The 18,849-nt window shown below is 47.6% G+C and carries 13 protein-coding genes; 8 read left to right on the forward strand and 5 right to left on the reverse strand.

From position 1 onward, the window contains the following. The first annotated feature begins 4 nt into the window (after positions 1–4). From ACP7H9_RS09675 to glmS, 4 genes are all read left to right on the forward strand, one after another. Complete coding sequence (locus ACP7H9_RS09675) at positions 5–1,729, forward strand: SLC13 family permease (RefSeq protein WP_439222655.1); 1,725 nt, start codon at positions 5–7, stop codon at positions 1,727–1,729. A gap of 46 nt (positions 1,730–1,775) precedes the next feature. Beyond that, complete coding sequence (gene cysC / locus ACP7H9_RS09680) at positions 1,776–2,372, forward strand: adenylyl-sulfate kinase (RefSeq protein WP_439222656.1); 597 nt, start codon at positions 1,776–1,778, stop codon at positions 2,370–2,372. Next, the gene (gene cysQ, locus ACP7H9_RS09685; protein WP_439222657.1) at positions 2,365–3,099 is read left to right on the forward strand and encodes a 3'(2'),5'-bisphosphate nucleotidase CysQ; all 735 of its coding nucleotides are present in this window, start codon (positions 2,365–2,367) and stop codon (positions 3,097–3,099) included. Before cysC ends, cysQ begins: the two co-directional genes overlap by 8 nt. Before the next feature lie 67 nt (positions 3,100–3,166). After that, positions 3,167–4,999, forward strand: coding sequence for a glutamine--fructose-6-phosphate transaminase (isomerizing) (gene glmS, locus ACP7H9_RS09690; RefSeq protein WP_439222658.1), 1,833 nt, complete (start codon positions 3,167–3,169; stop codon positions 4,997–4,999). Between the two features lie 279 nt (positions 5,000–5,278). Here the strand turns inward: glmS and ACP7H9_RS09695 are convergent, their stop codons facing one another. From ACP7H9_RS09695 to ACP7H9_RS09705, 3 genes are all read right to left on the reverse strand, one after another. Next, positions 5,279–6,247, reverse strand: coding sequence for an L-carnitine dehydrogenase (locus ACP7H9_RS09695; RefSeq protein WP_439222659.1), 969 nt, complete (start codon positions 6,245–6,247; stop codon positions 5,279–5,281). Continuing rightward, the gene (locus ACP7H9_RS09700; RefSeq protein ID WP_439222660.1) at positions 6,248–7,138 is read right to left on the reverse strand and encodes a 3-keto-5-aminohexanoate cleavage protein; all 891 of its coding nucleotides are present in this window, start codon (positions 7,136–7,138) and stop codon (positions 6,248–6,250) included. A 107-nt stretch (positions 7,139–7,245) separates the two neighbouring features. After that, entirely contained in the window at positions 7,246–8,265 is a 1,020-nt protein-coding gene (locus tag ACP7H9_RS09705) for a GlxA family transcriptional regulator (RefSeq protein WP_439222661.1), read from the reverse strand. 142 nt (positions 8,266–8,407) lie between these two features. Here ACP7H9_RS09705 and ACP7H9_RS09710 point away from each other — a divergent pair, with 142 nt between their 5' ends. The 4 genes from ACP7H9_RS09710 to ACP7H9_RS09725 are packed head-to-tail and all read left to right on the forward strand — an operon-like array spanning position 8,408 to position 13,457. Further along, entirely contained in the window at positions 8,408–10,585 is a 2,178-nt protein-coding gene (locus tag ACP7H9_RS09710) for a TonB-dependent receptor (protein ID WP_439222662.1), read from the forward strand. Next, positions 10,585–12,162, forward strand: a complete 1,578-nt coding sequence (locus ACP7H9_RS09715; RefSeq protein WP_034818410.1) for a BCCT family transporter — start codon at positions 10,585–10,587, stop codon at positions 12,160–12,162. The genes ACP7H9_RS09710 and ACP7H9_RS09715 overlap by 1 nt, the downstream gene beginning before the upstream one ends. Beyond that, positions 12,152–13,066: a dienelactone hydrolase family protein gene (locus ACP7H9_RS09720; RefSeq protein ID WP_439222663.1), complete on the forward strand. Its 915-nt coding sequence runs from the start codon at positions 12,152–12,154 to the stop codon at positions 13,064–13,066. Before ACP7H9_RS09715 ends, ACP7H9_RS09720 begins: the two co-directional genes overlap by 11 nt. After that, the gene (locus tag ACP7H9_RS09725) at positions 13,056–13,457 is read left to right on the forward strand and encodes an acyl-CoA thioesterase (RefSeq protein ID WP_034818408.1); all 402 of its coding nucleotides are present in this window, start codon (positions 13,056–13,058) and stop codon (positions 13,455–13,457) included. Before ACP7H9_RS09720 ends, ACP7H9_RS09725 begins: the two co-directional genes overlap by 11 nt. A 486-nt stretch (positions 13,458–13,943) precedes the next feature. Here ACP7H9_RS09725 and ACP7H9_RS09730 read toward each other — a convergent pair whose 3' ends face one another. Both ACP7H9_RS09730 and ACP7H9_RS09735 read right to left on the reverse strand, forming a co-directional pair. Further along, complete coding sequence (locus tag ACP7H9_RS09730; protein WP_439222664.1) at positions 13,944–15,668, reverse strand: LeoA/HP0731 family dynamin-like GTPase; 1,725 nt, start codon at positions 15,666–15,668, stop codon at positions 13,944–13,946. Then, positions 15,668–18,106: a GTPase gene (locus ACP7H9_RS09735; protein ID WP_439222665.1), complete on the reverse strand. Its 2,439-nt coding sequence runs from the start codon at positions 18,104–18,106 to the stop codon at positions 15,668–15,670. The genes ACP7H9_RS09730 and ACP7H9_RS09735 overlap by 1 nt, the downstream gene beginning before the upstream one ends. Between the last annotated feature and the right edge of the window lie 743 nt (positions 18,107–18,849).

The following is an 18,849-nucleotide window of genomic DNA, read 5'->3' on the forward strand; positions in this document are numbered from 1 at the left end:
CGCTATGACGCCGGGGATATTACTGGCAGGGCTGATGTTGCTCATGGTGGTGTTGCTTATACGCTACCAGGAGCGCTCTGCCATGATTTTCTCCGGCGCTATGCTTGTTACAGTGGCCAGTGGCTGGGTGTCGCAAGACGCACTACTGTCGAACGCAGCCAACCCGGGTCTGGCAACACTGGTTATGCTGGTGCTTATTTCTTTTGCGCTAGAGAAAACCAGTTTACTGAGAACCCTGTCGCGTTACCTGTTTAGTCGCTCAAATGCCTTGACCACTTGGCGCGTCATGGGGTTAAGTGCTTTAGCCTCTTCGATACTGAATAATACCGCGGTGGTTGCGGCGCTTCTTAACGCTGTGCGACGCAATCGCTACATTCCTGCCTCCAAACTGCTTATTCCTCTGTCGTACGCCGCTATTATGGGCGGCACACTGACGCTTATTGGTACCTCTACCAACCTTATTGTTAACAGCCTATTTACTGAAACCGGCCACAGCGGCTTTGCATTTTTCGATTTCACGCTGGTGGGTGCCGGTGTTCTCGGTGCTGGGCTATTGGTGCTGTTTGTGGTGAGCCGTTTTTTACCGAGCTTCACCGAAGCCGACGAAGGTGGGCGAGAGTACTTTGTGGAAGCCGAACTTGAGGATAACTCTCCTTTAGTAGGCCAAACCGTTGAAGCGGCTGGCTTACGTCATTTAGAAGACTTGTTTTTAGCCGAGCTGCACCGCGACGGAGAAATAAAGCGTCCGGTGACACGTTACGACGTGTTGCAGGCCGGTGATAAACTCATTTTCTCGGGTGACGTTGGCAAGGTGAAGGTACTGAATCAGTTCCCGGGCCTGTCACTTTTTGCTGAGCAAAAAGGGCTGGAAACGCATGAGTTGACAGAGGTGGTGATAAAGTCCGAGTCGGTATTGTGCGGACAAACATTAAAAGAAAGTGGCTTCCGGGCTCGCTTTGATGCCGCGGTGGTGGCGATACGCCGAGAAGGCGAACGCATTAATGGTCGACTGGGTTATGTGTGCTTGCGGGCCGGTGACATTTTGTTGCTGGCGACGGGCCCCGACTTCGCCGCCCGCACAAACTTAACCAAAAACTTCTTCGTGCTAAGCGGTGTACGACCGGAAAACATGCTTAGTGGCTGGCGTGAAAAACTGACTCTGTGGGGTTTTGTTGCCATGATAGGTGTAACCGTCGCTACGGGCTCTTCTTTGTTTTTAGGCGTGTTGTTTTTGTTGGCGGCATTGGTTGCAACGGGCTGCTTGCGACTGAATGAAATTAAGCGCCGCTTTCCGGTTGAAATATGGCTGATAGTAACCAGCGCGCTGTGCCTGGCTACTGCGATGCAGAGCACGGGGGTTGCGGATGCCATCGGTGACTTTGCAGCAACGTCACTGGCGGGCAACGGCGTGTATTTAACCTTTGCCGGCGTCTTTTTGCTGACGTACCTACTGACAGAGCTGGTCACTAACAATGCCGCTGCTGCTCTGATGTTCCCTGTCGCGTACTCTCTGGCATTGGGTATGGGTGTCGACCCTTTTCCTATGGTGATGGGCGTTGCTTTTGCTGCCTCCGCCAGCTTTATTACCCCATATGGCTACCAGACTAACCTAATGGTCTTTAACGCGACCCATTACCGGCTTAAGCACTTCCTGCTTGCAGGCCTGCCTGTTTCGGCTACTTACATTGCCATGAGTCTGTGGCTTATTCCTTTAGTGTTTCCGTTTTAAGAACCCTAGGGTACAATTTTTCCATAACTGACAAGATGACAAACCGATGACAGAAAATATTGTCTGGCATGATGCCGCCGTTTCGCACAATGATCGGGTGGCGCAGAAACAACACCAACCCGCATTGCTTTGGTATACCGGCCTAAGTGGCTCCGGTAAGTCAACCATTGCTAATGCGGTTGACCGTAAATTGTTTGAGTTGGGTTGCCACACCTACCTGTTAGATGGCGATAACGTTCGCCATGGCCTGAATAAAGATTTGGGCTTTAATGACACTGACCGAGTTGAGAACATTCGACGCATTACCGAAGTCAGTCGCTTGTTTTTGGATGCAGGCTTAATAGTCGGCACGGCGTTTATTTCCCCCTTTATTGCAGATAGGGCACAAGCGCGTGAATTAGCGGGTGAACATTTTATTGAGGTGTTTGTTGATACTCCGCTGGAAATCTGCGAGCAGAGAGACCCTAAAGGCCTCTATAAAAAAGCCCGTGCTGGAGACATTCCTCACTTTACGGGTATTTCGTCACCCTATGAGGCACCAGAGAAGCCGGAAGTGCATTTAAAAACTGATGAAATGACCATAGAGCAAGCAGCAGAGCAAGTGGTGCAGTATTTGAAAGGACAAGGGATTATCCATGCTTGAAGATATAATGAAAATAGCCCGTAATGCGGGTGAAGCTATTATGGCCATTTATGAAAGTGATGACTTTGACGTTCAGCTAAAAGGCGATGACAGCCCGCTGACGAAAGCCGACTTGGCCGCTCACAATGTCATCTGTGACGGCTTAAAAGTCTTAGATACGCAATACCCTATCCTTTCAGAAGAGTCAGCCGACATTAGCTGGGAGCAACGCAAACACTGGCACCGCTACTGGCTAGTCGACCCGCTGGATGGCACCAAAGAGTTCATCAAGCGAAACGGTGAGTTCACTGTGAATATCGCCTTGATTGAAAACGGCGAACCGATTTTAGGCGTGGTTTACGCACCGGTACTAGATGCCATGTACACCGGTGAGCGCGACAACGGTGCCTGGTTAAACGGTGACGCGATTCGTGTTGAAAATGAAGCGCCCGATACGTTACGTATCGTCGGTTCACGCTCACACGCCTCACAAGAGACCACCGATTGGCTTGAGAAGCTTGATAGGCCTTATGAAATGGTGCCTATGGGCAGTTCACTTAAGATTTGCCTGGTCGCTGAAGGCAAAGCCGATATCTATCCGCGTTTAGGACCAACCTGCGAGTGGGACACCGGCGCCGCTCACGCCGTGTTAAGTGCGGCCGGCGGCTCAATCACTACTGTTGAAGGCGAACCGTTGCTATACAATCGAAAGGAAAAATATCTTAACCCATACTTTATCGCAAGATGAGAGTAGTAAGGCTAGCGAGATTAATAAGCTAGATTTCAATTCACTGCGCGAAAAAGGAGTTTAAATTATGTGCGGTATTGTAGGAGCGACTTCAGAACGTCGCGTTAGTGACATTTTACTGGAAGGCTTAAAACGGCTGGAATATCGTGGCTATGATTCAGCGGGCCTTGCAGTTATTGATAAAAACCAAAAACTCCAAAGCACCCGCCGTACAGGAAAAGTACAGGAGCTGGTCAGTGCCTTTGAAGCTACTCCATTAGATGGCACTACTGGCATTGCTCATACGCGCTGGGCAACACATGGTGGTGTTACTGAGGCTAACGCCCATCCACACCTATCAGATAATGAAATTGCTGTTGTTCACAACGGTATTATTGAAAATCATGAGCCATTACGAGAACAGCTAAAGACGCTGGGCTATGTGTTTAACAGCCAAACCGACACCGAAGTGATTGCTCACTTAATTCATCATGAGCGCAAAACCAAACCAAGTTTAGTTGAGGCTGTGAAAGCAGCGACACGCCAACTTGAGGGCGCTTATGGCACGGTGGTTATCGATAAAAATGACCCAGAGCGGTTAGTGGTAGCACGCTCTGGCAGTCCGTTAGTCATAGGCGCGGGAATAGGTGAGAACTTTGTTGCCTCTGACCAACTGGCGCTGTTGCCCGTGACCCGGAAGTTTATCTACCTAGAAGAAGGGGATGTTGCCGATATTACGCGAACGTCTATCGATATTTTTGATGAAGACGGTCACGCCGTAGAGCGCAACGTTGTTGAGTCAGACAGTCAGTACGACGCGGGCGGTAAAGGCGACTACCGCCACTTTATGCTCAAAGAAATTTACGAGCAGCCGATTGCCGTTCGAAACACGCTGGAAGGACGAGTGTCGGACTCGACGGTGCTGGATGATGCTTTTGGTCAAGGTGCGAATGCGTTATTAAAAGAGATTGAGCACGTTAAAATTATTGCCTGCGGCACGAGCTACCATGCGGGGATGGTAGCAAGCTATTGGCTTGAGTCGTTAGCGAATGTGTCGTGTAGCGTTGAGATTGCGTCAGAGTTTCGGTACCGACAGTCGCATGTGAAACCCAACACACTGCTTGTCACGATTTCACAAAGTGGTGAAACAGCGGATACGCTTGCTGCTCTGCGACTGTCAAAAGAGCTTGGCTACAAAGGCAGCTTGACCATATGTAATGTTGAAACATCGTCTCTGGTTCGCGAATCGGACTTGGCGTTTATGACACGAGCCGGCACTGAAATTGGCGTGGCATCCACAAAAGCCTTTACCACGCAGTTAACCGGATTGTTGATGCTGACCGTTGCCATTGGTAAACACCGAGGAATGCCTTTAGAGCAGCAAAAGAGCCTGGTCCACTCGTTGCAAACACTGCCCGCCAAACTTGAAGAAGCGGTGTCACTTGCGGACGATATTGAGCAGTTGGCGTATGAGTTTACCCATAAAGAGCACAGCATTTTCTTAGGGCGCGGCAACCAATATCCTATCGCCATGGAAGGTGCACTAAAACTGAAGGAAATTTCATACATTCATGCAGAAGCTTACGCCTCTGGTGAGCTAAAGCACGGTCCTTTGGCGCTTATCGACGATGAAATGCCGGTGATTGTTGTTGCGCCGGACAATGAGCTTCTTGAAAAGCTTAAGTCGAACGTCGAAGAAGTCCGGGCTCGTGGTGGTGTGATGTATGTCTTCGCCGATAAAAACGCACAGTTCAAGACCGATGAGACGATGAATGTCTTAAGCGTTGGTCATTGTGACGATGTTATTGCGCCTATTGTGTATACCGTCCCGCTGCAGTTGTTATCGTACTATGTCGCGCTGGTAAAAGGGACCGATGTCGACCAGCCTCGTAACCTCGCAAAATCGGTCACGGTCGAATAATTACGTATGAAAATACTGGCAAACCGGAATAGCAGGGTTTATCGGTTTTCATACCGTGCTAAAGCTGCTTAAATAAGGCCACTAAAGCCGATGTAATTGTCTCGAATCGTATGGCACCAGAGCTTCAGGATGTGGCTGGTAAAGTCTATACGCGAGATCTATTCGGAAACGACTGAATAGATATTAGGGTAAACAGCTGCGCTGCAAGCTTGCAGCGCAATTGATATCGGGATTAATTGGGTGCTTCCGTGTTAACTACCGGCACACCTCTAACCGCTTCTAAAGCGTTTTTCGAAAATCCGACAAGACTTTCCCGGCTCCCACTTCATACTGAGCAAGCGCTTCCATAATTGATACAAGGCAGTTGTCTCTTAACTGCTCAAGCTCTTTTACGCTTCGGTTCGCCGCCTGCTCCTGGGTCCCCTCAACCATTCGGTCAATTAAGGTATTGGTGAGATCAGGTGCTTCCAGCTTGGTCCATGGAAGCTTTAACGCCGGACCAAATTGCTTGAGCATGTGACGCATACCCGTATCCCCACCGGCCAGATGATAGGTCAAATTGGTGCCCATCAACGCCCAGCGTAAGCCGGGGCCGTAAGTAATGGCATCATCCAACTCGCCTGTTGTGGCAATACCGTCATTCACTAAATGCAGGTTCTCCCGCCACAAAGCCTCTAATAATCTGTCCGACAAATGTCCGTCAATTTCCTTGCGAACATGCAGCGGGTGCATACCTAAACCTTTGTAGATGGCCTGCGCCTTCTGAATCGTTTCAGCTGCGGTTTGCTTACCACCGACCACTTCCACCAGCGGCAATAAATACACCGGGTTAAACGGATGTGTGACGATCACGCGCTCTGGCAGGGGGACGTTTTCCTGCAAGAGGCTGGGCTTAAAGCCTGACGTCGATGAACCAATAATTGCATCAGTCGGCGCGCATTCGCCAATTTGCGCTAAGAGTGAGCATTTTAACTCAACCACTTCCGGCGCACTTTCCTGAATAATGTCCGCATCTTCGCAGGCATCGACCAGAGTGTTGCAAAATTCCAAATTGTCGATACTCGCCCCGTCTTTTAACCCAAGCTTTTCAAGCGAGGGCCAGGCGTTTCTCACACTCCGCTCTAATTTCTCGCGGGCATTTTCACCTGGGTCCCAGGCTTTGACGCGATACCCATTGGCAAGATAACGCGCGGCCCAGCCGGCACCAATGACACCTGTTCCAATAATGGCTGCAGTTGGTAACGTCATTTAGCCCACCTTTATCAAGTTAAGTTTCTCTCGCGTCTGCTGCGGCGTCATAGGCTGAGCACCTAAGTTATCAAGCAGTTGCACCGATTTTTCCACTAATTGCTCGTTGCTGGCAAGCTCGCCTTTTCGTAAATACAGATTGTCTTCCAGTCCAATCCGAATGTTTCCGCCTAAAATTGCTGCTTGTGCCGCCATAGGGAACTGATGACGGCCAATACCGAAACCGGCCCAAACCGCATCATCAGGCAGGCTGTCGACCATGGCTTTCATGGTGGTGGTGTCTGCAGGGGCGCCCCACGGAATGCCCAGACACAGCTGAAACAATGCCGGTGAGTCCAATAACCCTTCTTTTTGCATTTGCTTTGCAAAGGCCAGGTTACCGGTGTCGAAAATTTCAAGTTCAGGTTTCACACCAAGTTCCTGAACGCGCTTAGCGCCTTTACGTAGCATTTCAGGGCTTGAGACATACACTAGATTTTCATCACCAAAGTTCAGTGAGCCGCAATCGAGTGTGCAAATCTCCGGCTTTAATTCTTCAATATGAACCAAGCGCTCTTCCGCTCCTACTAAGTCGGTGTCGGCGGTGAATTGCGTTGGGTCGCTGTCCGGCCCCAAAAGCAGGTCGCCGCCCATGCCTGCGGTTAAATTGAGCACGATATCGGTGTTGCTGCTGCGAACACGATCAACTACTTCACGATAAAGCGCTACATCGCGGCTGGGCTTACCTGTTTCTGGGTCACGCACATGAATGTGTGCAACGGACGCGCCGGCTTTTGCGGCGGCAATAGTCGACTCGGCAATTTCTTTCGGCGTTACGGGTACGGCGGGGTTCTTTTCTGTGGTGTCGCCTGCGCCGGTTATGGCGCATGTTACAATCACGTTGTTGTTCATAAGTTCACCTCAAGCAGAGAAAGTTTTCCACTATGCTAGCGGTTTTGTGATGCTGAACTATTGGGAATACGAGAGCAGCTTATGATTTTTCGACAGAATGTCGTTTTTTAAGGTGCCTGCAACAGCCCTCTGTCTTTACTGGGCTGAATACCAAACTCTTGTTTGTAAATTGCGCTTAAATAAGCGGCCGAGGAAAAACCACAGGCAATAGAGACCTCCAATACTGACAGCTCCGTTTGATGGAGTAGCTGCCTGGCGTGCTCAAGGCGTAGCTTGCGATAATACTTCTTCGGTGTGGTACTCAGTTCTTTGACAAAAAGCCGCTCTAACTCTCGCTGTGAGACTAGCGATTGCTCAGCAATATCTCTGATTGAAAGGTTACTGGTGAGGTTCTCTTCCATAAGGGATACGGCCTTGATGAGTTTTCGGTTGGTGGTCATTAAGCGGTTGCGCAGCTTCATGCGCTGAGAGTCGTTCGCACCTAAAATGCGATGGTACATAAACTGCTCGGCAACATCGGCAGCGAGCTCGTAGCTGTGGCTGGCCCAGATAATGTTGAGCATCATGTCCAGACTGCTTAGTCCGCCCGATGATGATATGCGATTTTCGGCAATGAGAAACCGCTCTGGAACGACTTGCACCGTGGGGTGTCCTTCTTTAAAACTACTGGCAGCTTCCCAGTGCATGGTGGCGCGTTGACCGCCCATGACACCGGCTTTTATGAGTAGTTGAGAGCCGGTATCAACCCCTCCCAAACTATAGCCATTGGCGGCTAGCCGGCGTAATTCTGCGTATAAATGGCCGGACGCATGCTCGTAAGGATCAAAGCCAGATACGACAATCAAGGTTTGGTAGTCAGTTGGGCAGGTGTCAATGCGATAATCGACGTCTATTGTCATGCCATTACTGGCTGCTGCCGGTTTACCGGTATCTGTAATAAATGAAAATTGAAAAAGCTTTTTGTCAGCGAGCCGATTTGCAACCCGCAAAGGCTCTGAAATACAGGCCAGCGCAAACAGCGAAAACTGATTTACTAAAATGAATGCAATGTGGATGGTGTCGCTGTCACCAAACTTCGGAGGCAGAAAATTATCGCTGAAATTGTATTCACACTGATTAGAGTCCATAAGAGAAAAACCTAAATAAAGTGTCGTATAACCTAAAGTTTAATCTTACCTGAGTTATAGCATACTTAACACATACGAAATACTTCTTGCCGTTCAAGGCACTCAATCTGGGAATATCAGGTAAGAAAAAATAAGGATCAGGATGAAAACGTTATCAGAATTTAAATTATCAGCCGTTGCGCTAACCATTAGTACGCTAATGATTCCAACGACGTCGTTTGCACAAGACAATCAAGACGAAAAAGAAGCTGAGGACGAACAATACGAAACTATTACGGTGACCTCGAACCGTCGTTCAAAAAGCTTAAACGAGGTGCCGATGGCGGTAACCGCTATTGGCTCAATGACTATCGAGCGTGCCAATGTGCTGGATATTGAAGATGTTGCGGGAATGACTCCGGGCTTTTCGATTTCAACCTATAACCCGGTGACACCTCAACCATACATTCGCGGTGTGGGGACAAACTCAAGCTCAGTTGGTGATGATGCCTCGGTCGGGGTATTTATCGACGATGTTTATGCAGGCCGTGCTGGTGGATTTCGCTCGGATATGTTTGATATTCAGCGGGTGGAGGTTTTAAGAGGCCCCCAGGGCTCTTTATATGGGCGTAATGTTGCCGGTGGTGCAATTAGCGTTATAACCAAAGATCCAACCGATTTTTTTGAAGGAAAAGTAAAAGGCACTCTTGGCAGTTATAACCTGATGGAGTTGCAAGGTATGGTCAGTGGCCCAGTTGCTGATGATGTTAACGGTCGCTTTGCTGGCTCAATTCGTCAACGTGATGGCTGGGTCGATAATGTGTATACCGGCTCTGAATTACGCGATCAGGACAACAAGTCTTTCCGGGGAAAACTTGATTTCAACTTGTCCCAATCTGCTGATCTGATGGTGATTGCGGATTATGCGAAAGATACTTTAAATGGGCCTGGGGCACGGTCGGCTACTCACTATGACGAGGTTTATGGCTCGCCTTATCCGACGCAAGGTGAGGTGGATAAAGTCGACCTGTACAAAGATGGTTCAACGGATCGAGAAATTTATGGTCTGTCGGCAAATTTAAGCGTTGATCTCGATGACTACTTATTCACTTCAATTACTGCTTACCGTAAGCAGGACTACTACTTTTTTGATGATTTAACCGGGCGCTATTTGCGTGACTCGGGTACGTCGTTAATGAACGATGCCAGCGAAACGTCAGAGCAGATCACGCAAGAGTTCCGCTTACAGAACCTGACTAATGGTCCTTTTGAATGGACAGCGGGTGTGTATTTGTTTAATGAAGACATTGAGCGCCTCGAAGCTTGGGACTCAACTAAGATGTACGAGTTACAAGGGGTAAACAATACGAGTTCGCGTGGTGCCTGGGATGCGGCGAACGAGACTGACAGTTACGCGATTTTTGGTGAGGGAAGTTATCGCCTGAACGATCATTGGGGGTTAACCGTTGGTGGTCGTTATACCTACGATAAGAAAGACTTCTCGGTCACCGCAAGCGGCGCGCCGGATTTATTAGGTTTCTTGCAGGAGAATTACGAAGTTGCTGAGGAAAAAAGCTGGAACAGCTTTACCCCGAAACTGACAGTGAACTACTTCACCGATCAGGGTGACATGCTCTACTTGACCCTGTCGGAAGGTTATAAAGCCGGAGGTTATAACGGCATTGCCGCGACCGAGCAAGCCGCGAGTGTGCCGTTTGATCAAGAAAAGGCAAAAAACTATGAGCTTGGCTTTAAAGCTCGCTTTTTCGATAGGGCGCTGTCATTGAACGGTGCTGCCTACTTTCTTGATTATACGGATTTGCAGAACTTTACTACCGACATTGAAACGGGCGAAGTTCGTACTGCAACGGGAGACGCTGAAATTAAAGGGATCGAGCTCGACGCGAATGCATTCTTGACCGATGGGCTGCGCATGTTTGCCACTTATGCGTTTACGGATTCGGAATTCACCTCTTTTGAGAGTGACCCAAGTGTTATCGGCAATGCGTTGGCTCGTACACCTGAGCACAGTGGTTCAGTCGGCTTTAATTATCAGTGGTTGCTGGATAATGGGCAGAATCTGGACTGGCGGACCGATGTGACTTACCAAGATGAGATGTTTTTCAGTGTCAGTAATGAAGAGACGGCGAAAACGGACAGCTACGCATTAGTGAACTCCAATGTTACTTGGGAAACGAGGGATGGATGGGAATTCTCTATCTATGGCAAAAACTTAACGGATAAAGAGTATATTGTTCATTCTTTTTCACTGACAGGAGTTGGCTTCGCTATTCAAGGAGAGCCTCGTACGTTCGGAATTAGCGTCGCTAAATCGTTCTAATGAAACAGTCAAAACTGGACGTCGCCGTTTTTACTCCGGCGTTTATCATAGCAGCTGCTGTAGCAGCTGCGTTGATCCTTGCACCGGCGCAATCTCAAGCATGGGCGAACCAAGCAATGTCGGCTATTACCGAGAACTTTGGTTGGCTGCTGATGTTATTCGGTTTCGGTTCCTTTGTTTTTGCACTGTGGCTGGCCTTTGGCCGCTACGGGCAAGTGAAGCTAGCCAGAGAGCATGTTGAGAAGGAGTATTCGGAGGTTAGCTGGGCAGCGATGATGTTTTCCGCCGGTATCGGCATAGGTTTAATGAGTTGGTCTTTTGTTGAGCCAATTTATTATTTGTCGACACCGCCACTGGGCATCGAGCCGCATTCCACCTCAGCTTATAACTGGGGCCACATGTATACGCTGTTTCACTGGAGCTTTGTGCCCTGGACGCTTTATGCGATCCCGGCAGTCGCGGTTGCTTACCGTTTGTATGTGCGTAATCGTCCCTTTTTACGAATTTCTGAAGCGTGTCGTCCCATTTTTAACAAACAAAGTGACGGCGTTTTAGGGGCTGTAACCGATACTTTGATCCTGCTCGGTTTACTGGGTGGGGCAGGGACATCGTTGGGCTTGGGTGTACCGCTTGTCTCCGAGTTGGTGAGCCATCTGTTCGACGTAGAAGACTCTATTGGGATGCGCTTAGGCGTTATCGGCTTTTGGGCGTTGTTGTTTGGCGGTAGTGCGTATCGGGGATTAAAGCAGGGGATCCGCTGGCTGAGCGACATTAACATTGTGCTGGCGATCATCGTGGTGCTGTTTGTGTTATTTGCCGGGCCAACGGTGTTCATTTTGTCGTTAACCGTGAACAGTTTAGGGCTGCTGCTTGATAGTTTTGCTCAAATTAGCTTTTGGCTGGCTCCAATAACTGGCGATAGCTTTCCGGATAACTGGACGCTGTTTTATTGGGCATGGTGGATAGCGTATGCCCCGCTAATGGGTTTATTTATTGGCCGAATTTCTAAAGGTCGCACGATAAAAAGTCTGGTGCTTGGCACACTCAGCTGGGGCAGCTTAGGCTGCATGACCTTCCTTGCAGTATGTGGTGCGTATGCGCAGCACCTTCAGTTGACCGGCGCATTGGATGTTTCGTCCATATTGGGCACGTCGGGTATACCGACGACGGTGGTCGCAATATTAGAAACGCTACCGTTTAGTACTCTGGTGATTACGGTGTTTACCTTGCTGAGCTTTGTGTTCTTAGCGACAACACTGGACTCATCGGCGTATGTGCTTGCCAGTATCAGTACGAAGAACCTTGCGGGGGAAGAAGAGCCTGCCCGGTGGAACCGCGTTGCCTGGGCCGCTATTTTAGCCGCTCTTGCGGTGGGACTGTTGGTGATTGACGCTTTAGACACGGTAAAAGCATCGACCGTTATGTTGGCATTGCCGCTTATTCCGGTGCTGTTAGTGCTGTTCAAATCATTACTGAAGCAATTAAACGACGACTTTGGCCAACGACTCGCTAAACCAGAGCTGGTGGTATCGGTCAAAGAAGCGAATAACGAAGAAGGAGCGAAGAATGATAAATAAAACCATAGGCGCTGTACTATCGCTGAGCGCTGTGTTGATCATGAGTGGCTGCGCATCCGATGTGGGCGATAACCGGGCTAGTTTGGAAGACGCGGTTGATAATGGTATTCAGGAAGACTGGATCGCCAAAGCGCAACAACATGCCGAGCAAACGGTCTCACCTAAGCCATTGTCGCAGCTACAGGCGGAGCTATTGCCGCACGAAAACGTGTACTTGCCGGATGATGAAACCGCAGCACCTTACCCAACCCTTGTGTTCCTGCATGGGTGCAGTGGCTCAACGACAAGCCATGAAGAAGATTGGGCTGAACGTTTTAATGACTTGGGTGTGGCGGTAATTTCTGTTGATAGTTACAGCGGTCGCGACATTGATTGGAACGATGCTTGTAACTTCCAAAAGATGACGCCTTGGGAGCGCTCCGGCGATATTGTTGCAACGATAGAATCTTTGTCAGAGCGTGATGAATTTGATGAGGATAATGTCTATTTGGCCGGGTTTTCGCATGGTGCGGGAACCATATGGACGTTTTTGCGCCAACTGTCTGACGAAAAAGCGCCGCTAAGCCTGGCCAGCTGGCCGGAGACGGATTACGAAGCAGTGATTGATGGCGCCTTTATGTTTTACGGCACCTGCCGTGGACAATGGTCGGTTGATATCGACTCGCAAATGTTTCTTGGCAGCGACGATAGATATATTGACGAAGCGGAATGCGTGAACTATTCACACCCGAAAGATGCCGGGGACTTTGAGTACGTGGTGTACCCGGGCGCTACACACACGTTTGACCACGCTGAACCGAACCCGGCGAACGTTGAAGCCGGGAGTATTTACGATGAGCAGGCAACTCTAGATGCCTGGCAGCGCATGAAAGCGATGATAGAGGGTGACGGTAATGCCAAATAACGAGGCTATTACGAGCTTTCAAGGGGTTGTGCATCCTTGGTTGTGCGATGAAATGGGCCATTTGAACACCCGGCACTATGTCGGGATGTTCGATGATGCCATGCAACATTTTATGCGCCACCTTGGACATAACGCTGCAGAGGCGCGCAAGCAACACCTTGGCTGGGCAGATGTGCGTCATGAAATTGATTATGTCGCCGAGGTGCCTGTAGGCACTTTGGTGCATATTGATTGCGAGGTGGAGAAGCTGGGCAATAAGTCGATTCGCTATCGCCAAATCATGTACTTAAGTGACACCGGTGAGGTTGCGGCGGAGAACGTGGCGACCTCAGTGCTGTTTGACATGAAAGCACGAAAAGCCGTACCGCTGCCGGATGAGTTTCGGGTTTAAGAGATGGGCTAGTGAGTTCAAGTTTTGGTTTTACTCCTTTTCTGGTGAAATCCGTTTGTAAACATTAGAATAGGAAAACAACTTACCCATTATCCACGCGCGTCGACATACAGATCCCTGGATATGGGCGGGAAAACCGGCCTTAGGTCGGTTTTTTCATTTCAGGGATGACAGTATTGCGTACGCGAGTATACATCGACGGCTATAACTTATACTTCGGCAGCCAAGAAGGAACGCCTTACAAGTGGTTAAACCCTGTCTCTCTCGTTGAGAAACTTCTGAAACGTTCCGGCTCTTGCAATTCATTTCTAGACTCTTTATCAGTCAAATATTTTACCGCAGAAATTAATGCAAGGCAGCTACTGATCCTAGCTCACTAAATGATCAGCGTGCTTATCACCTTGCTTTAAATGACTTTTCCCCGCAAATTAGTCTCTCTAGTAGCGACTCACCGAGAAGCGTTGGTTATTGACGTTTATTTTCATACTAGGCATTTAACTGTTCGTTAGCGTTTTGCGTAGGCAGTTGACTAGCAATCGATTCGGCTTCTGCTCGCCAGTCATGGAATCGCTGTTGCTGCTCACGTGTTTTTTCTAATTGAACACTAAGCTCTTCAATTTGAATTATCAGTGCCTGATAATTTCCAAAGAACTGCGCTTTAAAGTCATCCGAATTGATAAGCTCGAGTAGCTCTCTCCGTTGCTTCTCAAACCCTTCAACCAACTCCCCGACAGAATTATTAAATGCTTCTTCACGTTGGTACCTGTCGTATGAGTCCCATGCTTCAATTGCTAAACTTAAGAAGGCTAAAGCACCGTTAGCGCCTTTCGCCAGCTTATCCGCTCCATAGGGCTTAAATTTTAGATATTTAGCGATGTCGACCCCAAGCGTTTTGGCAACGCTGACCACACCATCACGTGCCGCTAAAATTGTTTTATTATTAATGATATTGCTTTTAGCGGCTTGGTTAATACCTGACTTTCCCATCGAGCGTAAGGTTTTATCGAAATGACTGAGCTCATTATCAAAGCTGCTCTGCATTTTTTCTAATTGGAGGTTAATAGGCCCCATTTGACGGCTGAATTCATTGCGTAAGTTCGTTTCGATGATAATGCCTTCGTCACCAAATTCACGCTGAATAAACTCATTGATCGTTTCTAAGCTACAACCTTGAGCTTGCAAAATAAGATCAGAAAAGTAGTTGCTGATAAACTCGCGTAGGTTGATCCGTGTTTGCTCAATTTCATCGTTCGTCTGTGCTAACTGGTCGCTTAGACGACTGTGTAATTGTTGTAACTTCTCAACTTCTTCTGAAATGGTTTGGTCTGCTTCAATTGCTTCAGGCAGTTGTTTATGCAAAACATCCCGAACAACGCTGGTTTGCATCTCAAGAGCCAATGACTCATAACCGCCGCTGTTTTTAATTTTTTCATTGGTTGCTTGCTGAAGTAATTCGATGTGAGAAAGCTTTTTAAACTCGTGACTGCTCTGTAACCAATGCTCAACACCGAGATCAAATGGGTTTGCGGCAACTGCCACGATTGACAGTTGACTCGCCTCTGCTTCTGTTAAAGACAATATGTCCTGTAATCGAGTGGTAACGTTTTCCTGCTTGATGTGAAGGTTATTTTGATAGTCCTCTTCGTCTTCAATATCGGCAACTTCGTCAAACTGACTCAATACAAACACCGTTCTCGGTAAAATGTCGAGTGATTGAAATAACCAGTGCAAGTCGTCTTTATGGCTATCTTTTATCGGGTTCGTGGAGTTCATTACATACAAGACCAAGTGAGCGTCACTCACGTGTTTTTTAGTGATGTCTTTGTACTTCTCAATTTGCTGAGTATCTGAGTTCTCTTGCTCTTTGAACCCAAACAATCCCGGGGTATCAACCAGTACAAATTCTTCACCGATGTCATAGACTTTGACTTCATTCGATGACTCTTGATGACTGATTTTCATACTGGATTTATCGAGTTTTTCCATCCAGGCAGCTGCTATTGAAGTCTTACCCTCTGAAAAGCCTCCGACTAAGGCAACCTTAAGCTTTTCGTTACCCAGGTTTTTTGAGGCCTGGTTTACTTTATCGATTAGTGCTGGATCAATATCGATACCAACATCACTGCCTTGTCTTAAAAAAGTCTCAAGCCTTGCAAGCAAGCTCAGCGTTTTTGATTGCTGCTCTTTAAAACTGTTGAGAGTACTTTCCATTACATAACTCCTAATGCGTTAACTTGGTTAGACAATGTTTTTAGTCTGACACTGGCTTGCTGAATCATCTGATGACGTCTCTTTGCCTGTTTTGTTGGGTTTTCCAGGGCTTTGTCGAGATCTTCCACTATGCTTTTCATTTCAGGAATGGCGTTATCTAAGTTTTCCGTCAGGCTCTGCTTAAGTTGCTCCATGACTTTATGTAAGTTTTCGTCAGTAGATTTCCTTTGCTGAGACATCTTGTAGCTACTGCTGAAAAAGCTGGCTAAGGCTTTAGCGACCGATACGACGACTCCGGCGGCAGAAGCAATAACGAAGTAAAGGCCGGCCCCTCCGGTGAAAGGGGCTGATACAAGACCACCAATAACTGAAGCAACTAAACCGGTCACATTGATACCGTTATCTATTTTAATTTTTAGGTTCAGTTTCTCGTCCAGTTTTGACGAGCTAAGCTGCTCTGAAATATTGCTCAGCTCCTGTGTCTGCTCTTCAAATCGCTTAAGAATATCAGCGACGTCATCTTCAAAGCGCTTTATTTCGAGCTCCATCGCGTCGGGGAGCTTTTGATTTAAAACATCTTGCTCCGTTTTTATTGCTGTTTTTAATGCCTGCTTGAAAGCGTCATTACTAATGTCTTTCTCGATGGCTTCATAGGTCGACTGGCGAGCACGTCGTGAAAACCGCTGGAGCATTGATTCACCACGTGAATGAAGACGTTTTTGCAGCGCAGAGAAGCTTGTTTTTAATTGATGTTGGGAGCTGGTTTGAGTGCTGTTAAGTTCATCCGTAAGCGTGCTGAAAGTCTCTGCTAATAAATCCAGCGCATCAGTCGTGTTATCTACCGCTAATTTAGCTTTGTAGAAATTGGACTGCTGAATTTTAGCTTGGCTGTTAGGCAGAAGCTCAAGCTTTAATTTATCGATAAAGGCATGAATTTTTGATGCGTCAATAAGCTCACTTTCAGAAAACGCTTGTAGACACTTTTCTCGGCGCTTCTCATTTTCAGAGTTGGGCTCCAGGCAATTTGTCGAGGCAAGAAACGCAGGTAATGCAGTTAATGATATCGCGCTTTGGAAATGAGAGCCCAGGTGCTCACGCATAGTGTCTTCAAGTGTAAGGAGGCTTGCTTTCTCATCATCGGACAAAAGAGGTCGGTTTTTGAGTGTGTATTTCGGATTCGTGACTTTCTTGTTAAAGACTGTCCAAACTTCTGTTTGCGCTCCTAAATGCAGCTTGATCTTTTCGAGTGTGCCTTTTCGTTCATTGTCACCTGTTTGAGGAGGAGCCGGCTTATTGGTGACGTAAAATACGGCATGCGCGGTTTGCACAGCTTTTTCTATTTCATGAACCACTTGCCCTTCTTTACCCTCGATACCAGGCACATCCAGTAACGCGAAAGGTTGTCCATTGACGGTAAAGTCATAGCGTTGTGTGTGCTGTGTAAAGTCAGGCTGGCCATTTCCGATGATCTCCCCGTCAGCGGATTTGATCAATTCGGCGCGCTTTTCTTCAAGAGATGCTTCGAGCTGCCGCTCTTCATCAAGACAAGCCTGTTGTTGATCTTCTATAGCCGCTTTTTGGGTAAGTAACTGATTTTTAGCGTCTCTTATTTTACTTTGTAAATCGGCAAGCTTCTTAGCACGCTCCTGTTGAATTTGCTCACTCTTTGATTGCTGAGCCTTAAAATGTTGACGGGTAGCTTCGACTTGTTGAGTTGCCTCGGTCAGTTGATTTTGAAGCGACGTCAGCTCCACTTCTTCAGGTAGCTTTTTGAATAAAAGTATAAGCTTTTGCCAAAGTGATGCTTGTTGCCTTTTGTTGTGAATGGTTGATGTGAGCTGTTGTTCTTTTTGTGACAGTTCGCTAACTACCTGCTCTTTCGACTTGAGTGATGCGTTTAGTTTTTCAAGCCCTGATTGAATAGGCGTCTCAATTTCCTGAAACTCTGCTTCTAACTCACGCCGGCTCTTTTCATGGTTATCGTCAATTGCCTTTAGCTGCTCCTCCAGCTTATGCAGTTTGAGGGTGCTCTCTTCAAGGTCTTGTTGTAAATGAGTGAGGGCGGATTGCGCATCCACATAGCTACTATAAGTGGCTTCAAACACCTTTTGAGTCGCTTTTTTTGTTGGCTCTTCTAATAAAATTCTCAACGTTTCGATGAGAGTTGATTTTCCTGCGCCGGTTTCTCCATAAAAAGCGATGGTAAATGTATCCCACTCGGCATTACTTTGTAACTCAGAAAGCTGGTTCTCGAGTGAGTGCTGAAGCTCTTGAAGCTGTGAACGCGTCTTTTGGCTTACGTCTTTAAGCTCAGGCTCACTTGAGTCTGCTGAGGTTGAATCGATCACTTTTGTCAGCTCTTGGCTGATAGTGTCGTAAATAGCGCTAGGGGAAGAAAGTACGATTGCCTGTTCTTTTTGTTTGCCAGTCCCTTGCATGAATATCCTTTTCATTGAACTTTGGATACGCAATTAATCATAATGTCTTTTGTAACGCAAGTTCAAAAATAACGGCTTATTCTCATCAAGAGGCAGGGTGTTGCGAATCTATATTGTGGATTTTTTTGGGTTGGTTTGGTGTTAACTCTTGAAAACAAGGGTTTTAAAGAGTTAAAAGTGTCTAGTAAAGTCTGGGAAATCCAAAGAGAGCATCGTTCCGCTTATCTACAAATCGGTCCTTCGGAGCCACCAAATCACACAATTGAAAAACAATCTGCACATTGACACTTTCAATTAGACGGGCATTTGCTTTCAAATGGACGCGGGTTGGATTGCAATTGGAGGAAATTTTAGCGAAGGATTCATTAGATGGCCGATAACTTATTTCCACGAAATACAAAGCAAAATCTAATCGAAGCCATTGACGATACGCCGATCGTATTAATACATGGGTCGCGGCAGTGCGGTGAGTAGTCACAGTGACAAAATTGACCCGCCAAGAATTGTTCGGGTAGACCGAAAGCGGTGATCGGATTAAACCGAAATCATCTCAGCGACAATTATCTTGGCCGGACCGGCCACCGTAATTGCTGCTAAATACATCACCAGAGTTGTGTTAAATCCAGAGGTCAAAGGCCAATGGCATAGAGAGTTATATAGAGCCGCGTCCAATCAGTTGAACAATTTGTACGCAAGTCACCCTGCTGCAAAGCAGCAAGGGATATACTTGGTGCTCTGGTTCG

It is taken from the genome of Idiomarina sp. ST20R2A10 (assembly GCF_051842345.1).
Taxonomy (GTDB): domain Bacteria; phylum Pseudomonadota; class Gammaproteobacteria; order Enterobacterales; family Alteromonadaceae; genus Idiomarina; species Idiomarina loihiensis.

Coding starts and splice junctions, on each gene's coding strand:
- ACP7H9_RS09675 (WP_439222655.1), top strand. CDS start 5: ATGACGCCGGGGATATTACTGGCAGGGCTGATGTTGCTCATGGTGGTG.
- cysC (WP_439222656.1), top strand. CDS start 1,776: ATGACAGAAAATATTGTCTGGCATGATGCCGCCGTTTCGCACAATGAT.
- cysQ (WP_439222657.1), top strand. CDS start 2,365: ATGCTTGAAGATATAATGAAAATAGCCCGTAATGCGGGTGAAGCTATT.
- glmS (WP_439222658.1), top strand. CDS start 3,167: ATGTGCGGTATTGTAGGAGCGACTTCAGAACGTCGCGTTAGTGACATT.
- ACP7H9_RS09695 (WP_439222659.1), bottom strand. CDS start 6,247: ATGACGTTACCAACTGCAGCCATTATTGGAACAGGTGTCATTGGTGCC.
- ACP7H9_RS09700 (WP_439222660.1), bottom strand. CDS start 7,138: ATGAACAACAACGTGATTGTAACATGCGCCATAACCGGCGCAGGCGAC.
- ACP7H9_RS09705 (WP_439222661.1), bottom strand. CDS start 8,265: ATGGACTCTAATCAGTGTGAATACAATTTCAGCGATAATTTTCTGCCT.
- ACP7H9_RS09710 (WP_439222662.1), top strand. CDS start 8,408: ATGAAAACGTTATCAGAATTTAAATTATCAGCCGTTGCGCTAACCATT.
- ACP7H9_RS09715 (WP_034818410.1), top strand. CDS start 10,585: ATGAAACAGTCAAAACTGGACGTCGCCGTTTTTACTCCGGCGTTTATC.
- ACP7H9_RS09720 (WP_439222663.1), top strand. CDS start 12,152: ATGATAAATAAAACCATAGGCGCTGTACTATCGCTGAGCGCTGTGTTG.
- ACP7H9_RS09725 (WP_034818408.1), top strand. CDS start 13,056: ATGCCAAATAACGAGGCTATTACGAGCTTTCAAGGGGTTGTGCATCCT.
- ACP7H9_RS09730 (WP_439222664.1), bottom strand. CDS start 15,668: ATGGAAAGTACTCTCAACAGTTTTAAAGAGCAGCAATCAAAAACGCTG.
- ACP7H9_RS09735 (WP_439222665.1), bottom strand. CDS start 18,106: ATGCAAGGGACTGGCAAACAAAAAGAACAGGCAATCGTACTTTCTTCC.